Raw genomic sequence first — 19,177 nt, 5'->3', positions numbered from 1 at the left:
TGCCGTCGCCATGAAGCACCAGGCACGCATCGCCGGCTATCGCCAATTGCGCGAGCAGCCGGTGTGGAAACTGCTGGCCGCCGACCACGCGCCGGAGCTGATCGGCCTGCTGCAGACGGTGTTGCTGGACGGCGAACGCCGCCTGCCCGCGGGCGTGCTGCACGAGCGCCTGCAGCGCCAGCTCGACGTGCTGCGCGCCGACGAACTCTCGCGCGAGTTGCCGCGCACCGCGCAGGCCTATCTGGCGCATTGGCTGGCACAGGGCTGGCTGGAACGCCGCCTGCCCGAAGGCGCAGCCGAAGAAGAATACGAGCTGTCGCGCGCGGCCACCCAGGCCATCCGCTTCATCGTCGGCCTGCGCGAGAGCAGCAGCAGCGCCACCGAAAGCCGCCTGTCGCTGGTGATCCAGCAGCTGGTGCAGCTGGCTGGGCAGACCGAGGCCGATCCGGAGCTGCGCCTGGCCGCCCTGCGCGACGAACGTGCGCGCATCGATGCCGAGATCGAACGCGTGGCTTCCGGCCGCGTGGCCGCACTCGACGGCAAGCGCGCGCTGGAGCGCGCCCGTGACCTGATCCATCTGTCCGACGAGCTGGCCGAGGATTTCCATCGCGTCCGCGACGATTTCGAACAGCTCAACCGCCAGTTCCGCGAGCGCATCATCGACGACGAAGGCGCGCGCGGCGATGTGCTGGAGCAGCTGTTCAACGGCGTGGACGTGATCGCCGAGAGCGAGGCCGGGCGCACCTTCGAGGCGTTCTGGAGCCTGCTCAACGACACCCAGCAAAGCAGCCAGCTCGATCAGGCGCTGGATGCGCTGCTGGCACGCGGCTTCGCCCGCAAGCTGGACCGGCGCGAACGCGCCTTCCTGCGCGGGTTGACCGGCACGCTGCTGGAGCGCGGCGGCGAGGTGCACACGGTGATGCAGCACTTCGCGCGCAGCCTGCGCGGTTTCGTGCAGAGCCGCGGCTATCTGGAACAGCGCCGGCTCAATCAATTGCTCAGGCAGGCGCAGGGCGAAGCCCTGCAGCTGCGCGACAGCCTGCACGCCACCGCCGCCACCGGCTACACGCAGGCGCTGAGCGCTGCCCGCCTGCGGTCGCTGTCGCAATGGCGCCTGCACGACCCGCGCCTGACCCAGGTCGATGGCCGCGTGCAGGCCGCCGATGCGGCGGACATCTCGCTCGACAGCGTGGGCGATCTGGTCGCGCAATCGGAGATCGACGTGCGCAGCCTGCGCCGCGACCTGCACGAGCTGCTCGGTCAACGCCCGCGCCTGACCATCGGCGATGCGCTGCAGCAGCGCCCGGCCGTGCAGGGCCTGGGCAGCGTGATCGGCTACCTGTCGCTGGGCACCCGCCACGGCGTGGTGATCGACGGACAGATGGAAACGGTGCAATGGGAAGGCGGCGACGGCGCGCTGCGGCGCGCACGCATTCCGCTGGTGTGGTTCACCCGGGAGAAACGCAATGAACTGGTCTGAGGACACCCGCCTGGATGCGGACGAGGACACGGGCGCGTCGGCCGATGCCGGCCGCACGCCGCTGACGGAGCCATCGCCTGCACAGCCGCAAGGCGAGCTGTTCCTGGGCGACACCGGCACGCTGCCGTTCGACGCGCGGCGCGCGCTGTGCCAGCTGCTGGCCGGCCCCAGCATCGACGCGCAACGCCACGGTGCGCTGTGGCCTGCGCTGTTGCGCAACGAAGCGCCGATTCGCCAGGTGTTGTGCGAGCTGTTCCTGGAACTGGTGCTGGACCGCGAGGGCGGGGTGGCCTTCACCCGCCAGGCCGATACCGCCGAGCTGGAATCGCCGACCTTGCTGCGCAGCGCGCCGCTGACCTTTATCGAGTCGGTGCTGCTGCTGTTCCTGCGCCAGCAACTGGCCGAGGCCGATACGCGTGGCGAGCGTGCAGTGGTGGACGAGGCACAGCTGGTGGAGGCCTTGTCGGTCTACGAGAAGAACGTGTCCACCGACCGCGCGGGATTCGCGCGACGGGTGATGACGGCGATTGGCAAGATGCGCGACAACCAGTTGCTGTCGCGCCTGCGCGGCAGCGAGGAGCGCTACGAGGTTTCGCCGGTGCTGAAGCTGTTGTTCTCGGCCGAGGACGTGCAGGCCCTGGTGGTGGCGTATCGGGAGTTGCGAGAGGGGGAGGTTGCGTTGGAGTGATGGCGTCTGCACCCCGGACGGCCATCGCTTCTCCCACCGGGAGCAGGTGCCCGAAGGGCGGATGAGGGGACGGCCGATCGCAATGCCTGGATGTGACGTCTGGAGTGTGTGTGTAGCCGTGCGTCATGCATGGCGCGATGAAAGTCAGCTCTCACGCCCCGTCCAGCGCAAGTGACTTTCTTCATGGGCGGCACTGAGCCATCAGCTTCCCGCGCATCGGTCAGCACCCGCTCTCGTCACGCATCCGTGTCCATCCAGATCACCGCGCCGCGTAGGAGCGGCCAGGCCGCGAAGGGACGTACCCGATCACCGTCAGCCGCCGCAGTCCATGCTTGTCCAGCAACACCCCGCTTCAAACATGCGTGATGTGATTCGTCTTCAGCGTTACCCGTCATCCCGTTTTGGTGAGTGAGCCATGAATTCCCAGTCCAACCTGTCGCCGGCGCAGCCGGGCGCGTCCCTGTTCACTGATTCGCTTGCCGAGCAGCGCGCGCAGCAGTTCCGTATGCGGCGGTTGCAGGTGCACAACTGGGGCACGTTCAATGGCTTGACCGAGGTGCCGATCGCCGAGAAGGGCTTCCTGTTCGTCGGGCGCTCCGGCTCGGGCAAGTCGACCCTGCTGGATGCGATGTCGGCACTGCTGACCCCGCCCAGCATCGTCGACTTCAACGCCGCCGCACGCGAGGCCGAGCGCAGTGGGCGCGATCGCAGCCTGGTGTCGTATGTGCGTGGTGCCTGGGCCGATCAGCAGGACAGCGCTTCGGGCGAAATCGCCACCCAATACCTGCGCAAGGGCGCCACCTGGTCTGCGCTGGTGCTGGAGTACCGCAACGCGCATGGCGAGACGGTCAGCCTGATTCGCCTGTTCTGGATCGCCGGCAGCGGCAATGCCGCGGCCGATGTGCGCCGTCATTACATGGTGGCGCCGCGCAGCTTCAATGTGGCCAGCGAGCTGGATGGCTTCGACCTGGATCTGCGCAAGCTCAAGGCGCGTCTGGGCGAGGAGGTCGCGCATTTCGACGGCTTCGCCGGCTACGCGGAGCGTTTCCGGCATGTGCTGGGCATCGGCAACGAGATGGCGTTGCGGTTGCTGCACAAGACCCAATCGGCCAAGAACCTGGGCGATCTCAACGTGTTCCTGCGCGGCTTCATGCTGGACGAGCCGCGCACGTTCGAGGCCGCCGACCGGCTAGTGGAAGACTTCGCCGAACTCGATGGCGCCCATCATGCGGTGGTCACCGCACGGCGCCAGGTGGAAACGCTGAGCCCGGCACGCGAACACCATGCGGCACTGATGGCCTTGCGCCACAGCGTCGGCGAGCTGCGCGAGCTGCAGCTGGGTGTGGACAGCTATCGCGAGCAGCAGCGTCTGGCCTTGCTGGAGACGCGCCTGCAGGAGCTCGACAGCCAGGACCGTGGATTGGCCGGCGAGGAAGGCCAGCGGCGTGAATCGCTGGACAATCACGAACAGAAACTGGCCGGGCTGGAACGCGAACAACGCGCCGCCGGTGGCGAGCAGATCGAGGAACTGGAGCGCGAGCGCGCACGGGTCGAACGCGAGCGCGACGAGCGTCTGCGGCGGCGCGCGCAGATCGAGCAGGCCTGCCGCCAGCTCGGCACGGCCCTGGCCGCAGGCGCCAGCGGCTTTGCCGCCCAGGTAGAGCATGCCCAGACCGTGCTCGAGAACGGCAAGCACGACGCCAGCGCGCTGGATGAGGCGATTGCCGAGCGCATGGGCGCGCGCCGCGACGACGAGCGGCGCTTTGCCGAGATCCGCGCCGAACTGGAGGCGTTGAAGCGCGCGCCGTCGAGCATGCCGGCGCCGATGCAGGCCTTGCGGGCGCGCCTGTGCGAGGACACCGGTATTGCCGAAGCCGCGCTGCCGTTCGTTGGCGAACTGGTGCAGGTGCGCGAGGATCAGGCAGCCTGGCGCGGTGCGATCGAGCGCGTGCTGAGCGGTTTCGCGCAGTCGCTGCTGGTGGATGACCGGCATTACGCGCAGGTCAGCGAGTGGGTCAACCGCACCCACATCGGCACGCGCTTGGTGTACTTCCGGGTGCGTCGCAACGATGCGCTGCATGTGCGCACGCCGGATGCGCGTGCATTGCCGGGCAAGCTGCAGCTGCGCGAGCATGCCTTTACCGAGTGGCTGCGCAACGAGCTGATGCGCCGCTTCGACTACGAATGCGTCGACAACGCCGCCGCGTTGCGCAATGCCGACCGCGCCATCACCCGCGAAGGGCAGGTCAAGCATCCGGGCGATCGCTATGAGAAGGACGACCGCCACGCGGTCAACGACCGCAAGCGCTGGTTGCTGGGCCACGACAACCGCGACAAGCTCAAGGTGTTCGAGCGCGAAGCGCAGACGCTGGCCCAGCGCATCGCCGGTTGCGATGCCGACGTGGCCGCGCTGCGCAGGCAACGCGAACAGGACCAGGAACGGCAGCTGGCCGCGCACACTCTGGTGGAGCGCGACTGGGACGAGATCGATGTCGGCCCCAAGCTGCAGCGCCTGAGCGATATCGACGAACAGCTGCAGCAGCTGCGCGAAGGCAACAGCGGCCTGCGCGCACTCGGCCAGGCGATCGAGACCGCACGCACCCTGCGCGACCAGGCCAAGCGCACCTACGAGGACGTGCGGCTGGAGCGCGCACAGCTGGCGCGCGAGCGGGTCCGGCTCGAACAGCAGCACGCCGCCTGCGCCAGCCGTGCGGGCACCGCCGCGCTCACGCCCACCCAGCTGCAGGGCCTGCGCGAACGCCTGGCGGCGCTGGCCCCGCTGTCGCTGGACAACCTGGAAGCGCATTTCCGCGTGGTCGAGCGTGGCCTGGCCGAGCAACTGGCCGAGAGCCAGGGCCGCGACAGCCGGCTCAGCGCGCAGCTGCTCGATTGCTTCCGCAAGTACTGCCAGCAGTGGCCGGAAGACAGCGGCGATTTCACCGTGAGCCTGGCCAGTGCCGACGATTTCCTCGCGCGGCTGGACCGGCTGGAAAGCGATGGCCTGCCGCGCCACGAGCACCGCTTCTTCGACCTGCTGCAGACCCAGAGCAAGAACAATCTGCTCGCCCTGCAGCGCCACACCGCCGAGGCCCACAAGGGCATCAAGCAGCGCATGGACGAGGTCAACGCCAGCCTGGAGCAGGTGCCGTTCAATCGCGGCACGCTGCTGACCATCGAGGTCAGCGACCGTCGCCTGAGCGAAGTGCAGGACTTCCAGCAACAGTTGCGTGCGGTGCTGTCGCATCAACAGACCGAAGACCGCGCACTGGCCGAAGCGCAGTTTTCCACCTTGCGCGCGTTGGTGGCACGCCTGGGCGCGCAGGAACCGGACGCACGCCGCTGGCGCGAGCAGGTGCTGGACGTGCGCCTGCATGTGGAATTCATCGGTGTCGAACTGGACGCACAGACCCGCGCGCAGGTGGAGATCTACCGCAGCGGCGCCGGCAAGTCCGGCGGTCAACGCCAGAAGCTGGCAACCACCTGCCTGGCCGCTGCGTTGCGCTACCAGCTCGGCGGCGAAGACGGCGAGCTGCCGCGCTATTGCGCCGTGGTGCTGGACGAGGCCTTCGACAAGGCCGACAACGAATTCACTGCGCTGGCAATGAACATCTTCGAGAACTTCGGGTTCCAGATGGTGGTGGCCACGCCATTGAAGTCAGTGATGACGCTGGAGCCCTTCATCGGCGGTGCCTGCTTCGTGGAAATCAGCGGCCGGCACAACTCCGGCGTGCTGTTGATCGAATACGACGCGCAGGCGCAGCGACTCCAGTTGCCCGAGCGCTCGCGTGGGGACGAGGCTGGTCCTGCAAGCGAGGAGCAGGCTGCAAGCGTTACGCAGCGCGAGGATGCAGCGCATGCGACTCAGGGCCAGGCGCCGATGGACCGCGTCGGTCCCGCTTTAGGCGAAGAGGCTGCGGTAGTGCAGGAAGCCCCTGCGCAGGACGACCTGGCAGCCAAGGCGAGCAAACGCGCCAGCAAGGTCACGCCGGCATCGGCGCCGGCGGTGCAAGCCGCGCCGACGTCTTCGAAAACTGCGGCGTCCAGCGAACGTGCGGGATCACCCCGGTCGGCATCTGCAAAGACCGCAGCGGCCAAGGCTGCCTCAGCCAAACCTGCCTCAGCCCGGCGTGCCTCGCCTGCCGCGAGCACACCGCGCAAGCCGGCAACGCCGACCAAAGCCGCCAAGACGCCGGCAACCACCAGGGCGGCCTCCCGGCGCACGAGCGCGTCCGTCCAGCCGACCACCAAGCCTGGGAAAACCGCGACGCCCACGGCAGCGCCGAAGACGCCTGCTTCGAGGCCCGCGGTAGCGAGCAAACGCGCCAGCACGGGGCTCCGTGGTGCAACCAAGGCAACCGCGGCGCGCGGCGCCGCCAGGCCCGCGCCAGCCAAAACGGCAGTGGCCAAGGCGCGCCCTGCGCCAACACGCGGGTCTGCGGGCAAGCCGCGCGGAAAGCGCTGAGCGCAACACCGGGATGCCTGTGTCACCGCATTGCGGTCGCAGCGTCGAGGGGCAGGGCACCGCAAGCCAACAAGCGCAGATAAGAATCGTTATCATTAGCGGCCCGGATGTGCTCGCCAGTGTGCGCATCGCCCCGCTGAAGATCCCGATGACCCCACTGCCTGCGCCTCGCCACCTGTTGTTCGTGTCCCTGTTTGCTGCATTGCCGGCCTCCGCCCAGGAGGCCAGCCTGCTCGATGCCATCGTGGTCAGCGAAAAGCGCGCCCTGTACCGGCCGGAAAAGGCCGCCGGCGCCACCCGCACGCAGACGCCGGTGGAGCGCATTCCGCAGGCGATCCAGGTGGTGCCGCGCTCGGTGATCGACGAACAGCAACTCACCCGGCTGGTGGATGTGGTGGCCAATGTCTCCAACGTGCAGCCCGGCGGCACCCAGGGCAATCGCTCGGAAACCTTCGTCATCCGCGGCTTCGAAGCGTCCTCGTATGCGGTCGACGGCATCCTGCTCAACCCGGCGCAGAACTTCACCGAGACCGTGCGCGATCTGGCCAATGTCGCCCAGGTGGAAGTGCTCAAGGGCCCGGCGGCGGTGCTGTACGGACGCGGCGAACCCGGCGGGGTGATCAATCTGGTCACGCTGCGCCCGGATGCGGTGTTCGGCGGCAACGCATCGGTGCAGGTGGCCGAACACGGCCTGCGCCGCGTGCAATCGACCGTCACCGGCCCGCTGAGCCCGACCGTGTCGGCACGGCTCAGCGCCGCCGCGCAGGAGACCGGCAGCTTCCGGGACGCGCAGGCCGATGGCGATCGCGTGTTCGTCTCGCCTTCGTTGGCGTGGCGGCCGTCCGCGCAGCTGCGGGCCGACCTGGATCTGGAATACACCCGCCAGACCAGCCCGGGCGATCGCGGCCTGGTCGCCATCGACGGGGTGGTGCGTGGGCCGGCACAGCGCAGCTTCGGCGAGCCGTGGTCGCGCAATCACGGCAGCGCGACCACGGCACGCGGCCGCATCGAGTACGACGCCACCGACTGGCTGACGCTGCGCCAGATCCTCAATCACCAGGACGGCGACAGCGGCCGCGACGTGGCCGACTTCACCGGCTTCAGCGCCGACCGCGCCTTTTTGCAGCGCCGCGCCGTGCGCCAGGACCAGCAGGTGCGCGCCACGACCTCGCAGACCGAAGCGCTGGCGCGTTTTGCCACCGGCCCGCTGCGCCATCAGGTGCTGGCCGGTGCCGAGTACGTCGATGCGCATCGCCACACCGACGAAGCGCGCGCGCCGCTGGCCCGCATCAGCGTGCGCACTCCGGTGCAGGGCGCCTTGCCGGGCACCTATGTGCCGGCCCGCGACATCGACGTCGATGCGCGCTATGCCGCGCTGTACCTGCAGGACCAGATCAGCATCGGCGAGCGCTGGGACGTGCTGGCCGGCGTGCGCTGGGACGATGTGCAGCAGACCACCATCGACAACGGCGCGCGCACCCGCGAGGACGGCCGACGCGCCTCGCCGCGCATCGGCGTGGTGTGGAAGGCGGCGCCGCAGTTGTCGCTGTACGCCAACACCTCCACCTCGTTTCGCCCACGCAGCGCCTCGCTGTTTTCCGGCGGCAGCGCGCCACCGGAGACCGGCCGCCAGTACGAGGTCGGGCTGAAGGGCGCGCTGTTCGACAACCGGGTGCTCGCCACCGCTGCCGCATTCCAGATCACCAAGGACAACGTCGCCAGCAACGATCCGGACAACAGCGGCTTCGTGCTGGTCACCGGCCAGCAACGCGTGCGCGGGCTGGAGCTGGACATCACCGGCGAGCTCACCCAGAACTGGCGCCTGATCCTGGGCGCCGGTTATCTGGACGCGCAGGTCACCCGCGACACCGTCATCCCGGTCGGCAACCGCCTGCGCGGCGTGCCGCGCCTCAGTGCCAGCCTATGGAGCACCTACCACGTCGCCAGCGGGCCGCTGTACGGCCTGACATTGGGCGCCGGTGCGGTGCATGTGGGCGAGCGCGAAGGCAATCTCGCCAACAGTTACCGCATTGCCGGCTACACGCGCTTCGATGCGTCGGCGGCGTACCGCTTTGGCGGCCGTTACCAACTGGCGCTGATGCTGCGCAATGTCGCCAACCGGTTCTACATCGAGCAGCCGGTGACGCAGACCACCAACTATCCAGGCGCGCCGCGCACCTTGTCGGCGACGCTGAGCGTGGATTTCTAAACGCCGTGCAGCAGATCCCAGCCCATCTTGCCGATCAGCACGATCACCAGCACCAGGAACAAGGTGCGGATCAGCGGCGTGCCACCGCGTAGTGCCATCCGTGTGCCGGCGACCGCACCGGCCACGTTGGCCACCGCCATCGGAATGCCGATCGCCAGCATCACCTGGCCGCTGGGCAGGAAGAACGACAGCGCCGCCAGGTTGGTGGCCAGGTTCACCACCTTGGCCGCGGCCGAGGCGCGCAGAAAGTCCAGCCCGAAAAAGCGGATGAACAGGAAGATCAGGAAACTGCCGGTGCCGGGGCCGAAGAACCCGTCGTAGAACCCGATCGCCGCGCCCATCACCAATGCAGTTGCCAGTTCGCGCCGGCCGATCTGGCGTGGGCGATGCAGCGCACCGAAGTCCTTCTTGATCAGCGTGTAGATCAGCATCGCGATCAGCAGCGCCAGGATCAGCGGCCGCACCGCCTGCCTGGGCATCAGGCTGACTGCGGTCGCGCCGAGAAACGAGAACGTAAACGCCGCCGCCGTGGCGTACAGCACCGGCCGCCACGGAAAGCGCACGTTGCGCGCATAGCGCCAGGCCGATGCAGCGGTGCCGAACATCGCACTGAACTTGTTGGTGCCCAGAATCAGCGACGGCGCCTGCTGCGGCAGGGTCGCAAACAGTCCCGGCAGCTGGATCAAGCCACCGCCGCCGACCGCCGCATCCACCAGCCCGGCGACGAAGGCGATGCACAGCAGCCACGGCAACTCGGTGGGAATCAGGTCCAGCAAGGCGGCGCTCCGCACGACGGGGGCGACAGCATAAACGCGCAGAAACCCCGTTCCCCACTTCCCACTTCCCACTTTCCCAATTCCCAATTCCCAATTCCCAATTCCCAATTCCCAATTCCCGCACAATCGCCCGATGCCGACCTCCACACCCACCGATCCCTGTCCCTGCGGCCGCGCCGCCACCTACGCGCAGTGCTGCGGCCAGTACCATGCCGGTGCCGCCGCGCCCGATGCCGAGACCCTGATGCGTGCGCGCTACAGCGCCTACGTCCGCCGTGATGTGGCATACCTGCTCGCCAGCTGGCATCCGTCCACGCGCCCACCCGCGTTGTCGCTGGACGAGGGCGGCCGCACCACCTGGCTCGGCCTGACCGTGCAACGCGCCATCGTCACCGGCACCGACACGGCCGAGGTGGCGTTTCTGGCCCGCTACCGTATCGGCGGCGGCAGTGCGGTGCGCATGACCGAACACAGCCGCTTCGTGCGCGAAGACGGCCAGTGGTATTACCTCGACGCGCGCTGAGCAGGCGCAGGCCTGGATGCGTCTTGCGCCCTGGCCGCAGGCCGTGAAGCCGTTCAGCCCGACGAACGGCGCGGACCGGCACGCTTTGTCGACGCCACGTTCGCAGCCGATCCCGGAAGCTTGCCGCCTCGGCGGAGCGCGCCGCGGGGCAGACACGATCATGGCAACCTTCAATCTCTGGCAGTGGGTGCTTGCGGCCATCGTGGTGTTTGCGATCGTGCTGCCGGCCTGCCTGGCCACTGCACTGATCTGGTTCGGTCCCCGCCACGACGCCCCGCGCAGGGCCCGTGCCCGTCGTGTGTCCGACGCCAGCCCCTCCAGCCCGGCCTTGTCGCTGCTGACCGGCATTACCGGCGACGGCAGCTAGGCGCGGCGATCGACGCCGCTGGGCTGGCGCAGCGCATCCACCAGGCGCCCCGGTTCGGCATCTCGGCCTCGGCACGCGACATCGCTCGCTGGAAGGTCATCACCTCATCCGGTCATCCAGCGGCTTGGTGGCGCGCATCGGCCTGGAAAGCGTGCGCCGCACCCTCACCCCGGCACGTTGCCACCAGCGAGCGCAGCGCACGCTGACGCGTCGACATCGCGACAATCGCCACCTGCACGCCTGCAACCAGCCAGGTTGGCTATCCTCCTCGGCTCGACTTGCCGCAGGAGCGCTCCACCGCATGACCTCCGTCCACACGCCGGCCACCGCGCCGTGATGCCGTCCCGGCGCCTCCTGCCCGCGCTGTTGGCGCTGCTGCCGCTGATCGCCTGCGCCGATCCGGCATTCGACCGCTGCCTGGCCGGCCTGCAGACCCAGGCAGCCGCCAAGGGCGTGCAGGCCGCCGACTTCCAGCGTTTCACCGCCGGCCTGGCGCCCGATCCCAGCGTGTTGCCGCTGCTCGATGCCCAGCCCGAATTCACCACCCCGATCTGGGACTACCTCGCCAGCCTGGTCGACAGCCAGCGCGTGGCCGACGGCCGGGCGATGCTGGTCACCCATCGCGACCTGCTCACGCGTCTGTCCGAACAGACCGGCGTCGATCCGGCCACCATCGTGGCGGTCTGGGGCGTGGAGAGCGACTACGGCCGCGTCACCGGCAAGCGCCCGCTGCTGGTCTCGCTGGCCACGCTGTCGTGCGCCGGCCGCCGCCAGCCGTTCTTCCGTGGCGAGTTCCTCGCCTTGCTCGGCCTGCTGCAGCAAGGCGACCTGTCGCCGGATGGCTTGACCGGCTCCTGGGCCGGTGCCTTCGGGCAGACCCAGTTCATGCCCTCGACCTACGCCCGCATCGCGGTGGATGGCGACGGCGACGGCCGCCGCGACCTGGTCGCCAGCATTCCCGATGCGCTGGCCTCCACCGCCAACTATTTGGTCAAGGCCGGCTGGGAGCGCGCCCGTCCCTGGGGCATGGAAGTGCGCCTGCCGGCCGGCTTCGACGCCAGCAAGGCCGGCCGCACCCGGCGCCAGCCGCTGCAGGCCTGGCAGAACGCAGGGCTGCTCGGCAGCGACGGCAAGGCCCTGGCGCCGAGCGGCCTGCCCGCCGATGCCCCGGCCGCCCTGTTGCTGCCGGCCGGCGCCACCGGCCCGGCGTTCCTGGTGTTCCGCAACTACGACGCGATCTACGCCTACAACGCCGCCGAAAGCTATGCGCTGTCGATCGCCCTGCTCGCCGATCGCCTGCGCGGCGGCCCCGGCCTGGTCGCCGCCTGGCCCACCGACGACCCCGGCCTGGGCCGCCCCGAACGGCGCGAACTGCAGCAATTGCTGCTGGCCCGCGGCCACCTGATCGGCGAGGCCGACGGCATGATCGGCACCGCCAGCCGGCGCGCCATCCAGGTCGAACAGACCCGCCTGGGTCTGCAGCCGGCCGACGGCCGCCCCGGCCAACGCATCCTCACCGCCCTGCGCGCCGCCCCGCCGGCGACCGGTGCGGCCGGCGCGGCCGCTGTCCGCGCCACCGCGTTCACGCTGCCGGCCGCGTATCCCGCATTTGCCCAATCCCCCATCGTCCAGAAGGCACCTCCCATGTCCGACCTCACCGGCCTGCGCACAGGCGATTTCCACGGTTTCCCCTCGCTGTTGATCGACACCCCGTTCTCCACCGCGGCCATCAGCCTGTTCGGCGGCCAGCTGCTGTCGTTCGTGCCCAAGGGCGGGCAGGACGTGATGTGGCTGTCGCCCACCGCCAAGCAGCCGCCCACCCCGATTCGCGGCGGCGCCCCGGTGTGCTGGCCATACTTCGGCCGCCAGGACCAGACCGGCGAGGTCCCCGCGCACGGCTTCGTGCGCACCGTGCCCTGGCAGCTCACCGAGAGCCGGCGCGAGGACGACGGCACGCTGGTGCTCACGCTGACCCCGCCCAGTTTCGATGACCTGGCGCTGCGCCTGCGCATGACCCTGCGCATCGGCCGCACCCTCGAACAACGCCTGATCACCGAAAACACCAGCCCGGCCCCGGTGCGCTTCACCCAGGCACTGCACAACTATTTCCGCGTCGGCGACGCGCTCACCGTCAGCGTGCAGGGCCTGGACGGGCTGGACTACCTGGACAAGTACGAGAACTACGCCACCGCCCACCGCCAGCAAGGCGACTGGAGCCTGCGCGATCCGCGCGACCCCGGCCGCAGCGACCGCATCTACACTAACGCCGGCGGCCGCTACACCCTGACCGACCCGGTGCTCGGCCGCCGCATCGTCATCGCCACCCAGGGCAGCCGCTCGCTGGTGGCCTGGAACCCGGGCGAAGAGGCCGGCAAAAAGATGGCCGACGTGGGCGATGGCTGGCGCGACTACGTCTGCCTGGAAGCGGCCAATGCCGGCCCGGACGTGATCGAACTGGCCCCCGGCGCCAGCCACACGCTGGGCCAGACCATCAGCGTCGAGTAACCGATCACCGGCACCACGCCACCCCTTCTCCCGCTCGCGGAAGAAGATGCCGGCCCTGGCAGCGGCCAATGCCGGCCCGGACGTGATCGAACTGGCCCCCGGCGCCAGCCACACGCTGGGCCAGACCATCAGCGTCGAATAACCGATCACCGGCACCATGCCATTCCTTCTCCCGCTCGCGGGAGAAGATGCCGGCCCTGGCAGCGGCCAACGCCGGCCCGGACGTGATCGAACTCGCCCCCGGCGCCATCACACGCTGGGCCAGACCATCAGCGTCGAATAACCGATCACCGGCACCACGCCACTCCTTCTCCCGCTCGCGGGAGAAGGTGCCCGAAGGGCGGATGAGGGCCGGCGGCCATCCAGGCACTCAGCATCAGCCGCCAGGCGGCGCTTGGGTCCGCACTCCATCAGTGCCCCCCGGGGCAACCGATCTCCATCCGCAGCTACACTTCCCGCCTCGCTACCCTGGGCTGCGCGATGTCTCCCTCCGCCGATTCCGCTCCCGCCATGGGCCGGCGCCGCGCCGCGCTGATCTTCATCTTCATCACCGTGCTGATCGACGTGCTGTCCTTCGGCGTGATCATTCCGGTGCTGCCGGATCTGGTGCGCCAGTTCACCGGGGGCGACTACGCCGTCGCGGCCGGCTGGATCGGCTGGTTCGGTTTCCTGTTCGCCGCCATCCAGTTCGTCTGCTCGCCGCTGCAGGGCACCCTGTCCGACCGCTACGGCCGCCGCCCGGTGATCCTGCTCTCGTGCCTGGGGCTGGGCCTGGATTTCATCCTGATGGCGGTCGCCCATTCCTTGCCGATGCTGCTGCTGGCGCGGGTGATCTCCGGGGTGTGCTCGGCCAGCTTCTCCACCGCCAATGCCTACATCGCCGACGTCACCCCGGCCGACAAACGCGCCGGCGCGTTCGGCATGCTTGGCGCGGCATTCGGTATCGGGTTTGTCGCCGGCCCGTTGATCGGCGGCTGGCTGGGCAGCATCGGCCTGCGCTGGCCGTTCTGGTTTGCCGCCGGGCTGGCGCTGTTGAACGTGCTGTATGGCTGGTTCGTACTACCCGAATCGTTGCCTGCCGAACGCCGCACGCCACGCCTGGACTGGTCCCATGCCAACCCGCTGGGCGCGCTCAAGTTGCTGCGCCGTTATCCGCAGGTACTCGGCCTGGCCTCGGTGGTGTTCCTGGCCAACCTGGCGCACTACGTCTATCCCAGCATCTTCGTGCTGTTCGCCGGGTATCAGTATCACTGGGGCCCGCGCCAGGTGAGTTGGGTGCTGGCCGGCGTTGGCGTATGCAGCATCATCGTCAATGCGCTGCTGGTCGGCCGGCTGGTGCGTTGGCTGGGCGAACGCCGTGCGCTGCTGCTGGGCCTGGGCTGCGGGGTGGTCGGTTTCGTCATCTACGGGCTGGCCGACAGCGGCGCCGCGTTCCTGGTCGGCGTGCCGATCAGCGCGTTCTGGGCGATCGCCGCACCGGCCGCGCAGGCCCTGATCACCCGCGAAGTCGGCGCCGATGCGCAGGGCCGCGTGCAAGGCGCGCTGACCAGCCTGGTCAGCCTGGCCGGCATCGCCGGTCCGTTGCTGTTTGCCAATGTGTTCGCCTGGTTCATCGGCCGCGGCGCACCGCTGCATCTGCCTGGCGCCCCGTGGTTGCTGGCGGGTCTCCTGCTGGCCGCAGGCTGGGTCATGGCCTGGAAGCGGGCAGGGCGGGGCGCCGGCGTGGCCCCCGCCGTCCAAGGCTGATGCCAACCTATTCAGCTTGTGCTCGCGCCCGCTTTATCTGATTTGCGCAGTCGCTGCTAGGCTGATGCACTCCGCACCGCAGCACCGCTTCGACTCCCTATGTGTCCTGACACCCTGGCTGTTCCGCCCTCGGCCGCGCTCGCGTTGCGCCATGCCACGCAGGACACCCATCGCCTGGTCGAAACGGTTCCGCTCATGCAGGCGCTGGGGCAGGGGCAGGTCGATCGCGCCGCCTACGCGCTGATCCTGCGCCGGCACCACGCCTTGCTGGCCGGCTTCGAAGTGCAATTGAGTGACTGGCTCAGTACCCTGACCGGGAGCGGCTGGCCGTATCGCCGCCGCGTACCGGCCTTGCGCGAGGACCTGCACACGCTGGGCCAGCAACCGCAGACGGCCATCGCAGCGCCCGCCGCCGGCAGCGATGCCGCGCGCTGGGGCATGCTCTACGTCATCGAAGGCTCGCAACTGGGTGGGCGGATGATCGCGCGCATCTTGCGCAAGCAGCAGCCGGCGCTGGCCGACGCCTTGCGGTATTTCGAACTGGCCAACGACGATCCGGCCGGCTGGCGCCGTTTCCAGGCGGTGCTCGACCAACGCCTGGACACTGCATCCGCGCGCGAGGCCGCCATCGACGGTGCGCAGCGCATGTTTGCCCACTTCCACACCTGTCTTGCAGCGGAGCCGCGCGCGTGAATCAGCCTACCGAACCCCTGGATATGGATGTCTGTGCGCGTGAGCCGATCCATATCCCCGGCCTGATCCAGCCGTACGGCGTTTTGCTGGTGATCGAGCCGGCCGATGGTCGCATCGTGCAGGCCAGCACCACCGCCGCCGACCTGCTCGGGGTGCCGCTGGCCGAGCTGCTGGGCATGGCCTACACCCAGGTGCTGGAACTGCCCGGCGAGCAGCCGTTCGTGGTCGAGGACCAAGCGCAGCACCTGCTGCATGCCGACGTGCGCTTCCCCCTGCGTGCGGCCGCCACCGACCATCCGTGGGTGGCCGCCTGGCATCTGTATCCGGAGCAATGGCTGGTCGAGATCGAGCCGCGCGACGCACGTCTGATGGACGTCACCCTGCGCGAAGCACTGCCGTTGTTGCGCAGCATCGAGCGCGATCCCGGCATCGCCGAAGCCGCCGTGCGCGCCGCCAAGGGGCTGCGCAGCATGATCGGCTTCGACCGGGTGATGGTGTATCGCTTCGATGAAGAGTGGAACGGCGACGTCATCGCCGAAGCGCGCCAGCCCGAGCTGGACGCCTATCTCGGCCTGCATTACCCGGCTACCGACATCCCGGCCCAGGCGCGCGCGCTGTACCTGCGCAACCGCGTCCGCCAGATCGCCGATGTCGGCTATCGGGCCTCGCCGATCGAGCCCACGCTGCATCCGCGTCTGGGCACCCCGGTGGATTTGAGCGATGTCAGCCTGCGCAGCGTCTCGCCGGTGCACCTGGAATACCTGGCCAACATGGGCGTGACCGCCACGCTGGTGTCGTCGATCGTCGTCAACGATGCGCTATGGGGGCTGATCTCCTGCCACCACTACAGCCCGCACTTCACCAGCCATGCCATGCGCGATGCCACCGATGCGGTGACCCGCGCGCTGGCCGGGCGTATCGGCGGATTGCAGGCGGTGGCGCGCGCGCACATGGAATCGGTGCTGCTCACCGTGCGCGAGAAGTTGATCACCGACTTCAACGACGCCGACCAGATGACCGTGGAAATGCTCGCCGACATGGCGCCGGACCTGATGGACGTGGTCGACGCCGATGGGGTGGCGATCTTCCACGGCGGCGAGATCAGCCGGCATGGCAGCACCCCGGACGCGGTCGCGTTGCGCCGCATCCGCGACCACATCGAATCCGAACACCACGACGCCCTGCGCGAAGATGCGGTCGGCGCGCTGCATGTGGATGCGATCGGCGAGGTGTTCCCCGAGCTGGCCGACCTTGCCCCGCTGGCTGCCGGCTTCATCTTCGTGCCGCTGATGCCGCAATCGCGCAGCGCCTTGCTGTGGACCCGCCGCGAGCAGGTGCAGCAGGTCAAATGGGCCGGCAATCCACAGCTGGCCAAGCTGGCGGACATCCCCAACTCACGGTTGTCGCCACGCAAGAGCTTCGACCTCTGGCAGGAGACCGTGCGCGGTCGCGCGCGGCGCTGGTCGCCGCTGCACCTGGAATCGGCGCGCAGCCTGCGCGTGCTGATCGAACTGATGGAGCGCAAGCGCTTCCAGCAGGATTTCACTCTGCTCGAAGCCTCGCTCTCGCGCCTGCGCGATGGCGTGGCCATCATCGAGCGTGGCACCACGGCCGCGCACCGGCTGATGTTCGTCAACCCGGCCTTCGCGGAACTCAGCCAGACCGAAGTGGCCGACCTGATCGGCTGCGACATCCTGTCCCTGCTGGCCAGCGACGCCGCCCCGCCCCAGGTGGAACTGCTCGAGGAGGCATTGCGCCAAGGCCGCGCCGCCTACGTCACCCTGCCGCTGCGCTCGCAGGACAGCGCGCCGGTCTACCGTCAGTTCCATCTCGAACCCCTGCCCAGCCCCAACGGCGTCACTGCCCACTGGTTGTTGCAGCTACGCGACCCCGAATAGGCGTGGCCGATGGCGGGATGGTCTGCCGCTGCCGACGGCAGCTGACAAATCGTGGCGAGCAGTCGCCAGGTGGTGCGGACGACGCGCAGGACGCCGTGTACGCGCGGCACCTCCTGCCGATTCCGCGCACCGGCCGTGCCCGCCCGGCGATGGGCGCAGGTGTTTTGACAGGCGCGCTAAGCCCGCCGCCGCAACACCAACAAGGTGACCGTTCCGGCCACCAGGCCCCAGAACGAGGCGCCGATCCCGCCCAGCGTCAGCCCCGATGCGGTCACCAGGAAGGTGATCAAGGCCGCTTCGCGCTCGCTGTCCTGCTGCAGGGCCGCCGCCAGGCTGTTGCCGATCGTGCCCAGCAGGGCAATCCCGGCGATCGCCATCACCAGCTCGCGCGGGAAGGCCGCAAACACCGCCGCCACGGTCGCGCCGAACACGCCGATCAGCACATAGAACACGCCCGCGCTTACCGCAGCGGTGTAACGCCGCGCCGGATCCTCGTGCGCCTCGCGGCCCATGCAGATCGCCGCGGTGATGGCCGCCAGGTTCAAGGCATAGCCACCGAACGGCGCCAGCAGCGTATTGACCACCCCGATCCAGCCGATCGTCGGCGAGATCGGCACGCTGTAGCTGGAGGCGCGGATCACCGCCACGCCCGGCACGTTCTGCGAAGCCATGGTGACCACGAACAATGGAATCGCCAGCCCGAACAGCGCCGCCCACGACAACGACGGCACCACCAGCACCGGGTGGGCCAGTTCAAGCTGCACGCTCTTCCACTGCATCAACCCGCCCCCGGCCGCAATCGCCACGCCGACCAGCAAGGTCGCAATCACCGCATAGCGTGCAAACCAGCGTCGCCCGGCCAGATAGGCCGCCAGCATCGCCAGTGCCAGCAACGCCTGGCTCTGCATCGCCACGAACAGGTCCAGCCCGAAGCGCAACAACACCCCGGCCAGCATGCCCGAGGCCAGCGAGATCGGAATGCGCCGGATTGCCTTCTCAAATAACCCCGAAAAGCCGGCCAGCATGCCAAGCACCGCCGCCACCACGAACGCCCCGATCGCCTCGCGCAACGGCACCCCGGCCGCACTGCCGATCAGCATCGCCGCGCCCGGCGTGGACCAGGCCGTCACCACCGGCACCCGATAACGCAGCGACAGGCCGATGCAGGTCACGCCCATGCCGATCCCGAGTGCCCACATCCACGAGGCGATCTGCGCCTGGTCCGCCCCCAGGTGACGTGCCGCCTCGAACACGATCACCGCAGAACTGGCAAAGCCCACCAGTACCGTGACAAAGCCCGCGGCAATCGCAGGCAGGGACAGATCGCGAAGCAGGCTGCGGGAAGGAGGCATCGTGAGCTCTCTATCTCTGGTGCCCGCATTTTCACCGAGCGCGCCGATGATCGATACCGCGGCAGCTTGCGTGGTTGCTCTATCGACGGTGTTTTTCGTCCTGCATGGAAAGTGCCGCGCGGCTCAATCGCGTCAATCCGGTGCCATGTCCCGGATAGAGGGAGCAGATCCGATACACCGCATGGCACGTGAAACCAGGGCCGCGCTAGGGCGCAACAAGGTCCCTGTCATGCCAGTGTCAAAAAGTGCTTGCACTTCTGCACAGTCTCGATAAACTGCGCGGCCTCGCTCAGGACGGCGGCGCTTCTCGAAGCACCGCAACAACGAACGGGGCGAATCGGAAACATCACAAGGTGTTGACGAAACGAAAAAGCCGGCTATGATGGGCGGCTCGCTACACGGAAAGATGCTTCGGCAGATTGAGGTGCAGCGGCGGCAACTTCCTCTTCACGAGGGGTTGACGAAGATGAAAAGCCTG

At 68.7% G+C, this 19,177-nt stretch carries 12 protein-coding genes and 1 other RNA gene; 10 read left to right on the top strand and 3 right to left on the bottom strand.

The window, feature by feature from the left end:
• The first annotated feature begins 10 nt into the window (after positions 1–10).
• The 4 genes from EO139_RS00065 to EO139_RS00050 all read left to right on the top strand — a co-directional run bounded on the left by EO139_RS00065 (position 11) and on the right by EO139_RS00050 (position 8,839).
• Entirely contained in the window at positions 11–1,480 is a 1,470-nt protein-coding gene (locus EO139_RS00065) for a DUF3375 domain-containing protein (protein ID WP_115678171.1), read from the top strand.
• A complete protein-coding gene (locus EO139_RS00060) occupies positions 1,467–2,168 on the top strand; it encodes a DUF4194 domain-containing protein (RefSeq protein ID WP_126968938.1) in 702 nt (233 codons plus the stop codon). The genes EO139_RS00065 and EO139_RS00060 overlap by 14 nt, the downstream gene beginning before the upstream one ends.
• A gap of 415 nt (positions 2,169–2,583) precedes the next feature.
• Positions 2,584–6,630 (top strand): SbcC/MukB-like Walker B domain-containing protein, encoded by a 4,047-nt coding sequence (locus EO139_RS00055; RefSeq protein ID WP_126968937.1) that lies wholly within the window; start codon positions 2,584–2,586, stop codon positions 6,628–6,630.
• Between the two features lie 148 nt (positions 6,631–6,778).
• Positions 6,779–8,839: a TonB-dependent siderophore receptor gene (locus EO139_RS00050; protein ID WP_164739641.1), complete on the top strand. Its 2,061-nt coding sequence runs from the start codon at positions 6,779–6,781 to the stop codon at positions 8,837–8,839.
• Here the strand turns inward: EO139_RS00050 and EO139_RS00045 are convergent.
• Positions 8,836–9,615, bottom strand: coding sequence for a TSUP family transporter (locus tag EO139_RS00045; protein ID WP_206515101.1), 780 nt, complete (start codon positions 9,613–9,615; stop codon positions 8,836–8,838). The two genes, EO139_RS00050 and EO139_RS00045, sit on opposite strands and share 4 nt — an antisense overlap.
• 133 nt (positions 9,616–9,748) lie before the next feature.
• Here EO139_RS00045 and EO139_RS00040 point away from each other — a divergent pair, with 133 nt between their 5' ends.
• The 6 genes from EO139_RS00040 to bphP all read left to right on the top strand — a co-directional run bounded on the left by EO139_RS00040 (position 9,749) and on the right by bphP (position 17,347).
• Positions 9,749–10,138 carry a YchJ family protein gene (locus tag EO139_RS00040; RefSeq protein WP_104650598.1) on the top strand — a complete coding sequence of 130 codons (390 nt, stop codon included), beginning with the start codon at positions 9,749–9,751 and terminating at the stop codon, positions 10,136–10,138.
• 160 nt (positions 10,139–10,298) lie between these two features.
• The gene (locus EO139_RS00035) at positions 10,299–10,505 is read left to right on the top strand and encodes a hypothetical protein (protein ID WP_104586054.1); all 207 of its coding nucleotides are present in this window, start codon (positions 10,299–10,301) and stop codon (positions 10,503–10,505) included.
• Positions 10,506–10,838: 333 nt separating this feature from the next.
• On the top strand, positions 10,839–13,010 hold the full coding sequence (locus tag EO139_RS00030; protein ID WP_164739640.1) for a lytic murein transglycosylase: 2,172 nt from the start codon (positions 10,839–10,841) through the stop codon (positions 13,008–13,010).
• A gap of 480 nt (positions 13,011–13,490) precedes the next feature.
• Positions 13,491–14,756: a TCR/Tet family MFS transporter gene (locus tag EO139_RS00025; protein WP_126968934.1), complete on the top strand. Its 1,266-nt coding sequence runs from the start codon at positions 13,491–13,493 to the stop codon at positions 14,754–14,756.
• 99 nt (positions 14,757–14,855) lie between these two features.
• A complete protein-coding gene (locus tag EO139_RS00020) occupies positions 14,856–15,449 on the top strand; it encodes a biliverdin-producing heme oxygenase (protein ID WP_104586032.1) in 594 nt (197 codons plus the stop codon).
• On the top strand, positions 15,446–17,347 hold the full coding sequence (bphP, locus tag EO139_RS00015; RefSeq protein ID WP_126968933.1) for a bacteriophytochrome BphP: 1,902 nt from the start codon (positions 15,446–15,448) through the stop codon (positions 17,345–17,347). Before EO139_RS00020 ends, bphP begins: the two co-directional genes overlap by 4 nt.
• A 39-nt stretch (positions 17,348–17,386) precedes the next feature.
• Here bphP and EO139_RS00010 read toward each other — a convergent pair.
• Both EO139_RS00010 and EO139_RS00005 read right to left on the bottom strand, forming a co-directional pair.
• Positions 17,387–17,459: non-coding RNA, sX9 sRNA (locus EO139_RS00010), on the bottom strand.
• 64 nt (positions 17,460–17,523) lie between these two features.
• Positions 17,524–18,699, bottom strand: coding sequence for a benzoate/H(+) symporter BenE family transporter (locus tag EO139_RS00005; protein ID WP_126968932.1), 1,176 nt, complete (start codon positions 18,697–18,699; stop codon positions 17,524–17,526).
• Positions 18,700–19,177: the final 478 nt, after the last annotated feature.

Source organism: Xanthomonas sp. BRIP62411, from assembly GCF_003993525.1.
GTDB lineage: Bacteria > Pseudomonadota > Gammaproteobacteria > Xanthomonadales > Xanthomonadaceae > Xanthomonas > Xanthomonas euroxanthea.
This window is presented reverse-complemented; position numbering and strand designations above follow the sequence as displayed.